Genomic DNA, 13,938 nt, shown 5'->3' with positions numbered 1-13,938 from the left:
GGTTAAGGAACGGTTCGCATTGCGATGCACGCGCAGATGGCCCAGGGTCGCCGGTGTCGCTCAGGCCGGCCGGATTGACCCCCGTCTCTTCCGTCGGTTTCCCCAAGATGTAGCGACACGGGACCGCCGGTATGTGTCAGCGTACGGCGGTCCCACCTTTGTACCTGACCTCCCGTCGCCGGCCGCCGCGCCGACCGCAGGCAGAAATCGCCATCGATATCACGCAGATCTATTTACAAACCGACTAGTCGGTTTATAAATCAATGTCCCAAATGCGGTGGGATTTTGACGGCGCAATCTCGCGCCGGATGGAGTGTGAGGACATGATGATCGGACGCGCGAGATACGGGATGGCCGCCATGGCGCTGGCGGCGCTGGGCTGCGGCGGGGCGGAGGCGGCGGACCTGGCGGCGACTTCCTACAAGGCGCCGGCCTATGCGGCCGCACCGGCGCCGTTCTCCTGGACCGGCTTCTATGCCGGCGCCAATGTCGGCGGCGCCTTCACCGGAAACGACTCCTTCACGAACGCCGCCGGCGGCAATGGCGGCAAGCTGTCCGGCGTGATCGGCGGCGGGCAGGCCGGCTACAACTACCAGATCTCGCCGATGTTCGTGGTCGGCATCGAGAACGATCTCGAATTCACCGGCCTCTCGCGCAAGGGCGACGTCGTCAATCCGGCCGTCAGCATGCCCTGGCTCACCTCCGGCCGCGCACGCGCCGGCATCGCGGTGCTCGACCAGCGCCTGTGGCTGTATGGTACGGCGGGTCTTGCGGCGGGCGAGTTGAAGGACGGGCCGATCCACAAGATGAAGATGGGCTGGACCGCGGGCGCTGGCGCCGAATGGGCGTTCCAGCCGAAATGGTCGGCGAAGCTCGAATATCTCTACACTGACCTCAAGCACGACGACCTGCCGGACTGGCGGGCGGCCAAGATCCACTCCGTGCGGGTCGGCTTGAACTACCATTTCGACCTGTTCCGCTGACGGGCGCTGCGCAGACCATCGGGTTCGACGGCCCGCGTCAGTCTGGGGCCGTCGGAGCGCGGGGCGAGCGGTGCAGCCGTTCAGCCGCCGCGTGCGGTCCGCTTCCCCGAGCGGACCGCAATGGCGCGCCTGCGCGAGCCCCCGGAAAATTTCGACCGGCTGCCTTGTCACTCCCCGCATCGTGCCCTAGAACGGCGCCCGACCCGGGGGCTCGCCCCTGATTTGCGCCTGGAGAGGTGGCAGAGTGGTTGAATGCACCGCACTCGAAATGCGGCATAGGTGCAAGCCTATCGGGGGTTCGAATCCCTCCCTCTCCGCCAGCAAAACGTTCGCAGATGTCCGTTGCAGTCTTCCGGCTGGCGTTCGAGCGCCTATAACGCCAGAAGCTTTCGGGACGGCGTGTCGGCGTCAACTCATCCGGATCCACGCGCCCTTGGCGGCCGATGATCTGACGGCTGCATCGATGAACTTCACGCCGGCCAGGCCGTCCTCGATGGTCGGGAAGAGCACGTCGCGACCCGGCTTCTCGCCGACCCTGGCCGCGCGGATGGCGTGGGCGGCCTCGGCGTAGATGGTGGCAAAGCCTTCGAGATAGCCCTCGGGGTGACCGGAGGGCAGTCGGGTGACACGCGCGGCCGCGCCGAGCGTGCCCGCCCCGCCGCGGGTCAGAAGCTGCTTGGGGCGTCCATAGGGCGTGAACCAGAGCTGGTTCGGATTCTCCTGCGCCCATTCGAGGCCGCCCTTGCTGCCGGAGACGCGCAAGGTCAGGCCGTTCTCATGACCGACCGCCACCTGGCTCGCCCACAGCATGCCCCTCGCGCCGCCTTTCCATCTGAGGAGGATCTGGACGTCGTCGTCGAGACGACGCCCCGGGACGAAGGTCGACAGCTGCGCGAGCAGCTCATCGAGCTCGAGCCCGCTGACGAAGCAGGCGAGGTTGTAGGCGTGCGTCCCGATGTCGCCGATGCAGCCGCCCGGGCCGGAGCGGGCGGGGTCGGTGCGCCACGCCGCCTGCTTGTGATCGCTCTGCTCCAGCCGCTCTGTCAGCCAGTCCTGGAGATATTCGGCGTGCACCAGCCTGACGTCGCCGAGCTCGCCGCTCGCGACCATGGCCCGCGCCTGCCGCACCATCGGATAGCCGGTGTAGTTGTGGGTCACCACGAACACCTTGCCCGTCGACCGCACCAGCGCAGCCAGTCCTTCGGCCTCGGCCACGGTCGTCGTCAGCGGCTTGTCGCAGATGACGTGGATGCCGGCCTGAAGGAAGGCTTTCGCGACCGGGGCGTGCATGTGGTTCGGCGTGACGATCGCAACCGCCTCGATGCCGTCAGCGCGCGCCGCTTCGGCCCTGGCCATCTCTTCGAACGAGCCATAGGCGCGATCGTCGGCAAGCCCGATCTCCTTGGCCGAGGCCTTGGCGCGGGTGGACTCGGATGCGAGCGCGCCGGCCACCAGCTCGAACTGGTCGTCGATGCGCGCGGCGATGCGGTGGACGGCGCCGATGAAGGCCCCTTGTCCGCCGCCGACCATTCCCAGCCGGATGCGCGCATGGCGACCGGCTTCATGGCTTGCGTCGATGGCCATCTGTTCCTCCCTCAGGACAGGCCCAGCATCTTGCGGTTCGCCATGTCGTCCGCGCCGGAGCCGGCGAAATCATCAAAGGCCTTCTCTGTGACCTCGATGATATGGCTCCTGATGAACTCGGCGCCCTCGCGCGCACCCTGTTCGGGATGCTTGATGGCGCACTCCCATTCCAGCACGGCCCAGCTGCCATAACCGTATTGCGTCAGCTTCGAGAAGATCGCGCCGAAATCGACCTGGCCGTCCCCGAGCGAGCGGAAGCGGCCGGCCCGATCGGCCCAGCTCTGGAATCCGCCATAGACGCCCTGGCGCCCGGTCGGATTGAACTCGGCGTCCTTGACGTGAAACGCCTTGATGCGCTCGTGATAGATATCGATGTAGGCGAGATAATCGAGCTGCTGCAGAACGAAGTGCGAGGGATCGTACAGCAGATTGGCGCGCTTGTGATTGCCCACCCGCTGCAGGAACATCTCGTAGGAGACGCCGTCGTGCAGGTCCTCGCCAGGATGGATCTCATAGGCGAGATCGACCCCATGTTCCTCCGCATGGTCGAGGATGGGGCGCCAGCGCCGCGCGAGTTCGTCGAACGCAGCTTCGACGAGTCCAGGTGGACGCTGCGGCCATGGATAGATGTAGGGCCACGCCAAGGCGCCGGAAAACGTCGCATGCGCGGTGAGCCCGAGCCGCCGTGAAGCCTGGATCGCCCGCTTGACCTGATCTATGGCCCAATCGGTCCGCGCTTGCGGATTGCCGCGAACCTCGGGCGCCGCGAACCCGTCGAAGGCCGCATCATAGGCCGGGTGAACGGCAACGAGCTGGCCTTGGAGATGCGTCGAGAGCTCGGTGATCGCCAATCCGTGGCGCGCCGCAATGCCCTTCACCTCGTCGGCATAGTCCTGCGACTCGGACGCCCTATGGAGGTCGAAGAGCCGGCCGTCCCAACTGGGGATCTGAACCCCCTCATAGCCGAGCGAGGCCGCCCATCCGCAAATCGAATCCAGCGAATTGAAAGGCGCAGTATCTCCGGCGAACTGGGCGAGAAAGATGGCGGGACCCTTGATCTGCTTCATCGCATGCTCCCTTCTCCCCGTGGATGCGCCCGTGCACGCTCTCCGATAGTGCCATCGCACCGGCGCATCCGCCACGCTGGAACCACTCTGCGTTTCACCACCAGTCTCAATTTGCTGCGTCGGACGCTCGCGCTGCGCGCACTGCAATCCCGGCCGTAACGCCGGTCCTCGGCATCCCCCCGCCAGGCTTTTCAAGGCGCGAGGCCCGTGAGATACAGTCGATGAGTGCTGTCTGCGAATGTCCCCGGTTGCTCCATCTGCCAATGATGAGCCAAGTCGATTGCGGTCCTCCAACGGCTCACCAGCACCATGAATGACGCCTGCGATGTCACTGGCCTGGGACGCACGACGCTTTGCGCATTGATGAGAACGAGGGATCACACGACGTCGGTCGTCGGCGTCTGTGGTGGGTGCTCGTGTCCACGGCGCAATCCTGCCGCGCCTTCTTTGGAGCCTGACCGGTGAGCCAGACATTCGATCGTCCCGCCGCTGATCCTGTCGCCCTCGACAGGCTCAAGGCCCGCATCCGGGCGTTGCGCGCGAAAACCATCGCCAATGGCTGCACCGAGGACGAGGCGCTGTCCGCGGCCGCCAAGGTCGCCGAACTGCTCGATCGCCACGACCTGTCGCTGTCCGACCTCGAGCTGCGGGCGTCGGCGTGCGAGCGCAAGGTCTACGAGACCCATCGCAAGAAGCGAATTCCGCTGGACGACTGCATCGGCGCGATCGCGCATTTCTGCGATTGCCGGGTCTGGCGCGAGAAGAACCCGGCCGGCGAGGCGAGCTATGTGTTCTTCGGCCTCCCCGCAGATGTCGAGGTTGCGCATTATCTGGCGGAATTGATCGACAGCGCCGTGCGCGCCGAGCTCGGCCGCTACAAGACCTCGGCCGACTACCGCCGGTTCCGGCATCAGGACCGGCATCTCGCCAATGCCTCCTTCGCCCTCGGCATGGTGGTGTCGATCGCCGACCGCCTCGTGGCAATGAAGGCGAGCCGCGATCAGGCCAACGAAACCACCGGCCGCGGCCTGGTCGTGCTCAAGACCTCGGTGGTCGATGCCGAGTTCGACAAGCTCGACCTGAAGCTGCGGTCGGCGCGCAGCACGAGCCGGATGGTGTCGACGGCAGCTTACGAAGCGGGAGGTGCCGCCGGCACCACGCTCGCGATCAGCCCGGGCGTCAGCGGCGCCCCGCAACGGAATCGACCGAACGGGAACTGAACTCAGTCCCCAACGGTCGTTGCCTTGTCGCTGTCGCGGGCTTGCCCTCAGCTCTTCGCGCCCGGCCCCTTCAACGCATTCCAGGCCGCCTGATTGGCCTGATCGAACGCCTTGCGGGATTCGCTCAGGGCGGCGCTGAGCACCGACCAGGACTCGCTGCCCGTCTGTTTCAGCTTCTCGAGATGGGCGCCGGCCGCCGACGCGTCGGATTTGAGCTGCTTCAGCACGGCGTCGAGGTCGGTGGTGCCGGCCGTCGTCACCTTGGTCGCGGCCTCGCGAAACCTGTCGGCCGACTCTCGCCAAGCCTTGGCCTGGGCGGCGGCAATGTCCTTGAAGGTCGCCTGCTGCTGCACGGCCTGCCTGCCGGCCGCTTCGAAATAGGCACTCATCTGCGCCTCGAATCCGGCCCAGTGCGCGTCCAGTTCCGTCTTCGCGCTGGCCAGCGCGGCTTCGCCGGCCTCGGCTTGCGTCTTGAGCAGGGCCTCGAGATCGCTGCGGCGCTTCTTCAGGTCCGCCATGATCTCGTCGGTCTTCACTTTGGATGCTGCTTCGGCCTCGGCTGCCTTGACGCCGAGCGACTCCAGCGCTGCATCCATCTCATGGAGGCGCTCCCTGGCCCAGTTCAAGTAAACCTGCATCGTGCTCTGTGCCGCCATGTCTTGCTCTCCTTTGATCGCATCCTGCGACAAGCCATATAGAAACGATGGCGTTTAGTTTTGACGTGCATCAAGGGCTTGGGGTGGCGGTCTTCACGTTCGCGTGCAGGGCGGCGGGGACACCGCATGGCGGACCGCGCTGGCCGGTGCTAGTCATATCCTTCGAATACGATCGCAAGAGGCGCGTCGAGATGACCGGTGACGAATTTCGCAGCCTCGCTCTGTCGTTCGCCGGAGCGACCGAGGCGCCTCACTTCGATCGCACCGCGTTCAAGCTGCACCGGACCTTCGCGACCCTCGCCGCCGATGGCGCATCCGCCAATGTCCTGCTCTCGCCCGACGAGCAGGAGCACCATGCCGGCCTGCAGCCCGGCGTGTTTCGCCGGGTCCCCAACAAATGGGGTGATCAGGGCTGGACCACCGTGTCGCTCGCCGACGTCGACGCCGCTCGCCTGCGCAGCGTGCTCGAGAGCGCGTGGCGCGCCGCGCATCGTCCGCAGCGTTCACGCGGCCGCAGCAGGCGCTGAGCCGACCCCGGCGAAACAATCGCCGGCGGCGACAAGAACTCTCACACCCTTCGCCCGACCATCAGCAGGATGCCGCCGATCTGCGGCAGGAGCGCCAGCAGGATCAGGCGGAGCATGACGAAGTCGTCGGCGGAGGGCTTCACCACGCCGCGCGACACCCACGCCACCAGCTTGATCGCGGCCTCGGTCTGCGGATCGGCGGTCTGGCTGACCGTGGACATCGCCGCGTCCAGCGCCAGCCGGCGCTCGGCAACGGCGGCCTCGCGCTCGCGGCAGAACTTGCCGACGCCGCCCTTGCACTCGCGGTCGCGCGCGGTCATGGCGTCGGCGAGCGCGGTCTGCGCCGCCTGCACCGCGGGCGTCACGCGCGAGGCGCGCGCCAAGGTGACGTCGCTGATGTTGGTGGAGGCGAAGCCGATGCCGGCGGTGACCGCGAACACGAAGGTCATCAGCCACACCGCCCAGCCGGTCAGTGCCGAGGCGCGGTGGCGCGCCTGCCACAGCCGCGCGGCGCAGGTCGGCATCACCAGCGCGACGAGGTCGGCGGTCACGCCGACAGCCAGGAACATATAGCCCGCGGTGCTGTTCGAGCCGAGCGAGTGGGCGAACCAGCCGTTCATGGCCATGCCGACCGCGGCCAGCGCCAGTGCGGCCAGTTGCAGCAGGACCGACGAGGCGGTGATGCCAGCGCGCGCGGGCTTCGTCGGCGTGATCGGCGCGGCGGCCTGCACGACCTCGGCCTCGGTCGCGGCCGGCGCATCGCGCGGCGGTATCGTGGCCGGCGGCGCTGCGGCCGGGATCGCCGCGGCGGCCGCGCTGGCAGCCGCCCCCGTGCGCGACGCCTCGGCAACGGCCGGAGCTTTCGCCGGCTCGTTCACGTAGTCCAGGAAGTCCGGCATGATCAGCGTCTCGGACGCGAGCATCTCGTCGTCGAGCGCCGCCATCTTGGCTTTCTCGGCCTTGTCGGCTCGGGGCCGCGGGCGTGGCTTGACGACCTTGGCGCGCTTCGGACGCGGCTTGGCCGTCTTCGGCTCTCGCCAGGGAATGATGGATGCGACTACGGACTCATCAGCCATCGGGGCTGCTCCAATCGGTGGTGATGGGCGCGACGCTGCGTTTGCACGCAGCGCTGACCGCGCCGGCATCGGGTGCACGTCTGATCGGGAATCGGGCAGCGGCCCGCCTCGAAGCGGGCCTTCGTTCTTGCGGCCGGGCTGGCGTCGCGCGAAGAAATCGTTGGCGTCTCCCGCGCCCTGGTCCGCCGATGATGCGGAGGGCTTGCGGTCACAAGCGCCACGTAATGAGGCGGCGCCCGGAAGGTTCTGGTCCGCGCGGGGCCGGGCCGGTCAGCCGTGCGCCCAACACCCATGTTCTAAACCAATGGTTAACACGGATTCGCCGGTTTCGAAACCGCGCGGCGCGTGTGGCGGCAGCGGCAGTGGTGAACGCTGGCGACCTGCGTCTTTGGAGTCACAACCGCCGCGTGAGGCATACTTCTGTTCACTGATCGAACGAAGAGGTGCCGGCGCTTCTCGATCGCACTATGATGTCATTTCGGGATCGGAGCACCCACGTCACCTCATGCCATGTCCCTGCGGATCACAGCTTCCCTTCGACCGCTGTTGCGGTCCCTATCTGCTTGGCGACGCGATGCCGCCCACCGCCGAGGCGCTGATGCGCTCGCGCTACACGGCCTATACGCGCGGCGACATCGGCTACATCGAAGCGACGCTCGCGTCCGACAGGCGTGCTGCGTTCGACCCTGTCGCGGCGAAGAATTGGGCGACGCGCGCGACCTGGCTCGGCCTGCGCATCGTCTCGTCGGTCCGCGGCCAGCCCGGCGACGCCGATGGCGTCGTCAGCTTCATCGCCAGCTATCGCGAAGACGGCAAGATCATCGAGCACCACGAGGTCTCACAGTTTCGCCGCGACGACGACGGCGCCTGGCGCTTCGTCGAGGGTGACGCGCGCGCCGCCGTCACGGAGCCGAAGCGGGCGGCTGCCACCGCGAAGGTCGGCCGCAATGATCCATGCCCGTGCGGTAGCGGCAAGAAATACAAGTTCTGCTGCGGGCGGTGAGCGCGGCGGCATGTCTCGATCGCGGTGCATCGCTGTGTTGATAGGAGGGGGGAGCCGCGACTGCGGACTCGTCAGGTGCTTCCGTGCCCCCGCGCAGGCCGGCGCGCCGGCGCTCCAGCCGCTGGCGCCGGCGCCAATCTCGCGACGACGGTCCCGCGTCGCCGGTCTTCCCGCGCCCGCTTAGTTGCGAGCGCGAATGAGAAGCAAAGATCGGACGCATGCGGCGCGAACGATCGCGCGGGCCTCATTGTGGCCGGCGGATGTCTGCTCGTTTCCGTCGCGCGTCAGAGCCGGGGCGTCACGATGCCAACAGAGCGGAGGACTTCTCTGCCACCGCCTTGACTCCGCCCAACCGGGCTGGCCTAGAAGGACGTAGTTCCTAGCGGGGGTGGTATCAGGTGGCGGAGTTGGACGAGGCGGTCCGGCAGGACGAACGCGAGCGGCCGCAGGTTGCCGCAACCCTGTCGCCGGCAACGAAGGCGCTGTCGCCGCGCAAGGCGGCCATCCTCGACCATGCCAACCAATTCGCCGATGCGCGCGCCGGCTGGCGCGACAAGGCGGCGTTCTTCCATGGCGAGGACGCGTGCTATCTGCGCTTCCTGATTCCGCCGGGCAGCCGCGTGCTGGAGATCGGCTGCGGCCTCGGCGATACGCTGGCCTCGCTCGCGCCCTCCTACGGCGTCGGCATCGACTTCAGCGAAAAGCAGATCGCGATCGCGCGCAGCCGGCATCCTGAGCTGACCTTCATTCTGGGCGACGCGGAGGATCCGGCCACGCTCGCCGCCGCCACCGGCCCTTTCGATGTCATCCTGGTGCTCGACACGATCGGCTCACTCGACGACTGCCAGCAGTTCATCGAGCAGTTGCACCCGCTGTGCACGCGCGAGACGCGACTCGTCATCGGCTACTTCTCGCACCTCTGGTATCCGCTGCTGAAGGCTGCGGAAGCACTGGGCCTGCGGATGCCGCAGCCGGAGCAGAACGTGCTGTCGCCGGCCGACCTGCGCAGCCTGGCGCACCTGGCCGATTTCGACCCGGTCAAATCGGAGCAGCGCGTGCTGTCGCCGCTGCGGCTGTACGGCCTCGGCCGCTTCGCCAACCGCTTCCTCAGCGTGCTGCCGGGCCTGCGCGCGCTGTCGCTGCGGCACTATCTGGTGTCGCGCTCGATGCGCTGCGTGAGCGATGACGTTCGCTCGGCCACGGTGGTGATTCCCGCGCGCAACGAGCGCGGCAACATCGAGCCGGCGGTCCGTCGCATCGCCGCATTCTGCAACGACATCGAGATCATCTTCATCGAGGGCCACAGCCAGGACGGCACTTATGAGGAGATGGAGCGGGTGCGCGCGGCGTTCCCCGGCCACGACATCAAGCTGATGCGCCAGCCCGGCAAGGGCAAGGCCGACGCGGTGTTCACCGCGTTCGACGCCGCGCGCGGCGACGTGCTGATGATCCTCGATGCCGACCTCACCATGCCGCCGGAGCAATTGCCGAAATTCTTCGAGGCGCTGCGTTCCGGCAAGGGCGAGTTCATCAACGGCTCGCGCCTGGTCTATCCGATGGACGAGGGCGCGATGCGCTTCCTCAACCTCATCGCCAACAAGACCTTCTCCTACCTGTTCTCGTGGCTCCTGAATCAGCGCTACACCGATACGCTCTGCGGCACCAAGGTGCTCCGCCGCAGCGACTATGTCAGGCTCAAGGCCGGCAAGGCCTATTTCGGCGATTTCGATCCGTTCGGCGATTTCGACCTGATCTTCGGCGCCTCGAAGCTGAACCTGAAATCGATCGACCTGCCGATCCGCTACGCCGCGCGCAGCTATGGCGAAACCCAGATCTCCCGCTTTCGCCACGGCTGGATGCTGCTGAAGATGGTCGTGTTCGCGTTCTTCAAGATCAAGGCGATCTGAGGATGGCGTGCGCGCGCGGACCACGCCTGCGAGGTGGCGCCGATGCGCTTCATTGGAGTTCCCGCCGGAGCTGCTTGTGATCCGCGGTGACGGCCCTTCCCAAGATGCCGGCCAGAACTGTGCGACAAAGGACATGCCGCGCCGCGACGCGCTCGACCGCCTCACCCCGTTCGGCTGGCGCGGCGGCGTTGCGGTCGCGCTGCTGCTCTCGCTCGTGTCGTTCCTGACCGCCGGCTATTTCACCGTCTATTGGCGCAATGCCGACATGGACTTCATGGTGATCTACAACGCGCTCGCCATGAACGACGGCGGCGCGCAGGTGTTCTTCGACCACCCGGCCTATCTCACCATCCTCTCGGTCGAGACCTGGTTCGCGCTGCTGCACCGGCTCGGCCTGCTCGATGCCTGGACGTTGTCGGCGATCCCCGCCGACCGCGCCGCTTTCGACGCGGCGATGACCAGCGCCGTCCATGCCGGACGCGTCGCCGCGCTGCTGACGGCCGCCGGCATCATCCTCGCCTTTGCCTGGGCCGCGCGCCGGCTGGTGTCCGATTGGCGCATCGCCATGCTCGCCGTCACCGCCTTCGCCTTCTCCGGCGGCGTGCAGATGCATCTGCGCATCCTGCGCAGCGAGATGATCGCGGCGTCGTTCTGCATCCTCGCGCTGATGATCCTGATCGCTGTGGCGCGCCGCGCCAGCCTGGCGCGGCCGCTCGCCGTCGGACTCGCCGCGCTGCTCTGCATGCTCGGCCTGGAGAACAAGGTGCATGCGATCCTGCTGATCGCCGCCATTCCTGTGCTGGTGTTGCCGTTCGGGACGGCGGCGAGCGCAAGCGTGGCGTTCTGGCAAAGCTCGCGCGCGTGGGCGGCCGTCATGGTTGCAGCCGTGGCGGCAATCGTCGCCGCGATCGCCGCCTGGCCGCTGATCGCCGCCGGCTTCGATCCTGTCAATGCAACGGCTGCCGGGCTCAAGCCGATACTGTTCGGCCGCTTCGGCATCTATCAGTTCGCGCTGCTCGGCGTGGTCGCGGCCTGCATGGTCGGCTTCGCGTGGCGGTGGCGGGTGAGCGCGGCCGAGACTGTCGCGGCACTGCTGGCGGCGGTGGCCGGCACAAGCCTCGGCGTGCTGGCACTGAAGCTGAGCTACGACATCAACGATGTCGTGGTCGTGCTCAATCCTCTCGAGAAGATGATCACCTATGTCGACGCGCCCGAGGCCGCCGGCAGCCTCGCCGGGGCAGTCGGCCTGCTGCTATCGGGGGTGCTGGGGGTCATCCGGCGCTACACCTTCGTGCTGCAATCGTCGGCCCGCCCCGCGGTGTTCCTGACCTGGCTGGTCATCCCCGGCATCGTCATCGCCTGGCGCCGCGGTGAGCGGCAGGCGGCCATCCAGGCCGTCCTCCTGATGCTGGCGGCCATCGGCATCGACACGCTCGGCGTCCGCCGCGGGCTGAAGGTCGAGTACTTCGTCTTCACCGATCCCCTGATCATCATCGCCGGCATGGTCCTGCTCGATCGTCTGTCGGACCTGCGCTTCTCCCGCTTCGCCTATCCGATCGGCGCGGCGCTGCTCGCGCTCCATGTCGGCATCAGCCAGGCCGAGCCGGTCAAGATGGCGCTCAAGCGCAGGGGGCCCGAGGAGGTCTGCGAGTGGCGCGGCTACTACATGCCACGGCTGGCGCTGCCCTGGTGCGCGCCGCCGAACAGCCCGCCGAGAACGTGATCGAGCGAGATCTTTCCGCCGCCATGGGCGATGAGGCCCAGCGCCATCGCCGCCCAGGTCAGATGGATCGGCCAGCCGTCGGGCACTGTGAGCTCGACGATGCACGTCATGAACAGCAGGCCGAGCGCCGCGAAGCGGGTGCCGAGGCCGAGAATGAGCAGGACGGGGAAGCCGACCTCGCCGCAGCCCGACAGGAACGCCATCACCGTCGGCATGGGAAAGTGATATGGCCCGCCGGGTAGATGCAGCATGAACTCGTCGCTGAACAGGGTCACGGCGGTGTCGCTCAGCCTGAGAAAGCCGTCCCATTTGAGAATGCCCGAGCGCCAGAACGGCACGGCGAGCGCAATGCGAGTGACGAGCTGGACCAGGGTGAGCGGGGTCGCGCTCTGCAGCAGCCGCACGGCCTGGCCGACGAGGGAAGGCAACGACAGCGTCGGGGTCGGCGCCATGGAGTGGTCCGTCGTCATCATGCGTCCTCGAAAGTGATGTCCGTGAAGGCGCCGGCCTCGATCAGGCCGGCTACGTTGGCGGCGAGATCGAACTCCGGCGCGGCCTCGAACGCGGCTTCCGCAGCGACGTCGAGCGGCTGCCGCGCGACCAGCAGGCTCGCGAAGATCGCGCCGCCTCGTGGCAGGTGACGCACGACGACGTCGAGCGCGGGCCGCGTGATCAGCGCGTCCTCCGGAACCGAGCCATCAATGCGCGGCACCGGGGCATCGCCGCGGTTGGCCGAGAAGATCGTGACCGCCGCGAAATCCGAGCGCACGATGCGGGTGGCGGGATGAGCGGCGAAGCGCAGCATGGGCAGCCGCTCGGGCGGCACCGTCGCCAGCGTGGCGCCGTCGAGCGGCGCGGCGTCTGCCGCGTGATAGGCGTCGAGCCAGGCCCGCTCGATCTGTGCGACGTCCGTCAGGAACGGCATCGTTCGGGCGTGCTCGTACGCTGCAATGAAGGCGGGGAAGTCGCGTCCATAGTCAAAGAGCAGCGGCGACGTCGGCGGCGTTTCGCGCACATGCGCCCGCGCCATCGCGCGGAAGAAATCGGGGCCGGTGATGCGCTGCACCGCCGGATAGATCGCGATGAGCGACTCGATCAGGCTGACCGTGACGTTGTTGCGGTAGACGTTGAACCGACGCCCGGCCGCCTTGGCCAGCGGACCCCCGACGGCGACAGGCGTCGCGCGATCCGGCGTCAGCAGCGCCGCGGCGAACTGGATGGCGTAGTCGGAAACCTGCTCAGGCTGCGGCATCGCGCACCTCCTGCGAGCAGCCGGAAGCGTGGTCATCGAGAATCGTCTGCGCGGCCGCGGCCTCTGCCTTCAGCACCGGCCAGTCCGGAATGTTGCTGTCCCATTCGATCAGCGTCGGCATCGGACCGTTGCGCGCGATCACGCTGGCGAACAGGGCCCACACATCGTAGGCGACGGGGCCGTCATGGCTGTCGATCAGCAGCGGCTCGCCTTCATCGTCGGCCTGCACGGCGTGACCGGCGAGATGGATCTCGCCGACAGCGACGAGCGGAAAGTCAGCCAGATAGTGCTGTGGCGAGAAGCCATGATTGATCGCGGAGACGAACACGTTGTTGAGGTCGAGCAGGAGCCCGCAGCCGGTGCGGCGGACGATGGCGCGGATGAAGTCGGTCTCGCTCATCGTCGAGTCGTGAAAGGCGACGTAGGTCGACGGATTTTCCAGCAGGATCGGCCGGCGGATCGCGCTCTGCACCTCGTCGATATGGTCGCAGACCCGTGCCAGCGTGGCGGTCGTGTAGGGCAACGGCAGCAGGTCGTTGAAGAACGTCGTATCGTGCGTCGACCACGCCAGATGCTCGGAGACCAGGCTTGGCTGATAGCGGGCGACGAGCTTGCGGAAGCGCGCGAGGTGGTCGCGATCGAGCGGCTGCGGGCCGCCGATCGACATGCAGACGCCGTGGATCGACAGCGGATGATCCCTGCGGATCGCCTCGAGCTGACGATGCGGCGGCCCGCCGGCGCCCATGTAGTTCTCGGCATGGACCTCGAAGAAGCCGCGCTGCGGCGCCTCGGCCAGGATGGCGGTCAGGTGCGACGGCTTGAAGCTGGTCCCGGCGACGCCGCCGAGAGGTGGCGGAAAGCGAAGCGGCATGGTGGGGCACGGTGCAGGGGGGGCATCGGTGCTCATGCTGCGTCTCCGCTTTCCGCTTGGGGTGAACGA

The 13,938-nt window shown here is 67.4% G+C and carries 13 protein-coding genes and 1 tRNA gene; 7 read left to right on the top strand and 7 right to left on the bottom strand.

The features are described from left to right. Positions 1 to 326: 326 nt before the first annotated feature. Positions 327 to 983, top strand: coding sequence for an outer membrane protein (locus QW845_RS05840; RefSeq protein ID WP_409997874.1), 657 nt, complete (start codon positions 327 to 329; stop codon positions 981 to 983). 230 nt (positions 984 to 1,213) lie between these two features. Next, positions 1,214 to 1,303, top strand: a tRNA-Ser gene (locus tag QW845_RS05835). Between the two features lie 88 nt (positions 1,304 to 1,391). On the opposite strand, the gene QW845_RS05830 is transcribed toward QW845_RS05835, so the two are convergent. Then, entirely contained in the window at positions 1,392 to 2,567 is a 1,176-nt protein-coding gene (locus QW845_RS05830; protein WP_315800676.1) for a Gfo/Idh/MocA family oxidoreductase, read from the bottom strand. An 11-nt stretch (positions 2,568 to 2,578) separates the two neighbouring features. Continuing rightward, complete coding sequence (locus QW845_RS05825) at positions 2,579 to 3,634, bottom strand: sugar phosphate isomerase/epimerase (RefSeq protein ID WP_315800675.1); 1,056 nt, start codon at positions 3,632 to 3,634, stop codon at positions 2,579 to 2,581. Between the two features lie 461 nt (positions 3,635 to 4,095). Here QW845_RS05825 and QW845_RS05820 point away from each other — a divergent pair, with 461 nt between their 5' ends. Next, positions 4,096 to 4,854 carry a DUF2786 domain-containing protein gene (locus QW845_RS05820; RefSeq protein ID WP_315800674.1) on the top strand — a complete coding sequence of 253 codons (759 nt, stop codon included), beginning with the start codon at positions 4,096 to 4,098 and terminating at the stop codon, positions 4,852 to 4,854. A gap of 47 nt (positions 4,855 to 4,901) precedes the next feature. Here QW845_RS05820 and QW845_RS05815 read toward each other — a convergent pair whose 3' ends face one another. Further along, positions 4,902 to 5,510 (bottom strand): hypothetical protein, encoded by a 609-nt coding sequence (locus QW845_RS05815; protein WP_315800922.1) that lies wholly within the window; start codon positions 5,508 to 5,510, stop codon positions 4,902 to 4,904. A gap of 191 nt (positions 5,511 to 5,701) precedes the next feature. Between QW845_RS05815 and QW845_RS05810 the strand changes: the two genes are divergently transcribed. Next, entirely contained in the window at positions 5,702 to 6,037 is a 336-nt protein-coding gene (locus tag QW845_RS05810; RefSeq protein ID WP_315800673.1) for an MmcQ/YjbR family DNA-binding protein, read from the top strand. A gap of 41 nt (positions 6,038 to 6,078) precedes the next feature. Here the strand turns inward: QW845_RS05810 and QW845_RS05805 are convergent, their stop codons facing one another. After that, positions 6,079 to 7,113, bottom strand: coding sequence for a hypothetical protein (locus tag QW845_RS05805; RefSeq protein WP_315800672.1), 1,035 nt, complete (start codon positions 7,111 to 7,113; stop codon positions 6,079 to 6,081). Positions 7,114 to 7,618: 505 nt separating this feature from the next. Here QW845_RS05805 and QW845_RS05800 point away from each other — a divergent pair. The 3 genes from QW845_RS05800 to QW845_RS05790 all read left to right on the top strand — a co-directional run bounded on the left by QW845_RS05800 (position 7,619) and on the right by QW845_RS05790 (position 11,746). Then, positions 7,619 to 8,116, top strand: a complete 498-nt coding sequence (locus QW845_RS05800; protein ID WP_315800671.1) for a YchJ family protein — start codon at positions 7,619 to 7,621, stop codon at positions 8,114 to 8,116. Positions 8,117 to 8,514: 398 nt separating this feature from the next. Further along, positions 8,515 to 10,023 (top strand): bifunctional class I SAM-dependent methyltransferase/glycosyltransferase family 2 protein, encoded by a 1,509-nt coding sequence (locus QW845_RS05795; protein WP_315800670.1) that lies wholly within the window; start codon positions 8,515 to 8,517, stop codon positions 10,021 to 10,023. A gap of 133 nt (positions 10,024 to 10,156) precedes the next feature. Further along, entirely contained in the window at positions 10,157 to 11,746 is a 1,590-nt protein-coding gene (locus QW845_RS05790; RefSeq protein ID WP_315800669.1) for a hypothetical protein, read from the top strand. On the opposite strand, the gene QW845_RS05785 is transcribed toward QW845_RS05790, so the two are convergent. Genes QW845_RS05785 through QW845_RS05775 form a run of 3 tightly spaced genes read right to left on the bottom strand, consistent with a single transcriptional unit; the run spans position 11,686 to position 13,905 of the window. After that, complete coding sequence (locus QW845_RS05785; RefSeq protein WP_409997873.1) at positions 11,686 to 12,216, bottom strand: DoxX family protein; 531 nt, start codon at positions 12,214 to 12,216, stop codon at positions 11,686 to 11,688. The two genes, QW845_RS05790 and QW845_RS05785, sit on opposite strands and share 61 nt — an antisense overlap. Next, positions 12,216 to 12,998 (bottom strand): DNA-binding domain-containing protein, encoded by a 783-nt coding sequence (locus tag QW845_RS05780; RefSeq protein ID WP_315800667.1) that lies wholly within the window; start codon positions 12,996 to 12,998, stop codon positions 12,216 to 12,218. Before QW845_RS05780 ends, QW845_RS05785 begins: the two co-directional genes overlap by 1 nt. Beyond that, entirely contained in the window at positions 12,985 to 13,905 is a 921-nt protein-coding gene (locus QW845_RS05775) for a DUF692 domain-containing protein (protein ID WP_315800666.1), read from the bottom strand. The genes QW845_RS05780 and QW845_RS05775 overlap by 14 nt, the downstream gene beginning before the upstream one ends. Between the last annotated feature and the right edge of the window lie 33 nt (positions 13,906 to 13,938).

Source organism: Bradyrhizobium sp. SZCCHNS3002 (genome assembly GCF_032377435.1).
Taxonomy (GTDB): domain Bacteria; phylum Pseudomonadota; class Alphaproteobacteria; order Rhizobiales; family Xanthobacteraceae; genus Bradyrhizobium.
This window is presented reverse-complemented; position numbering and strand designations above follow the sequence as displayed.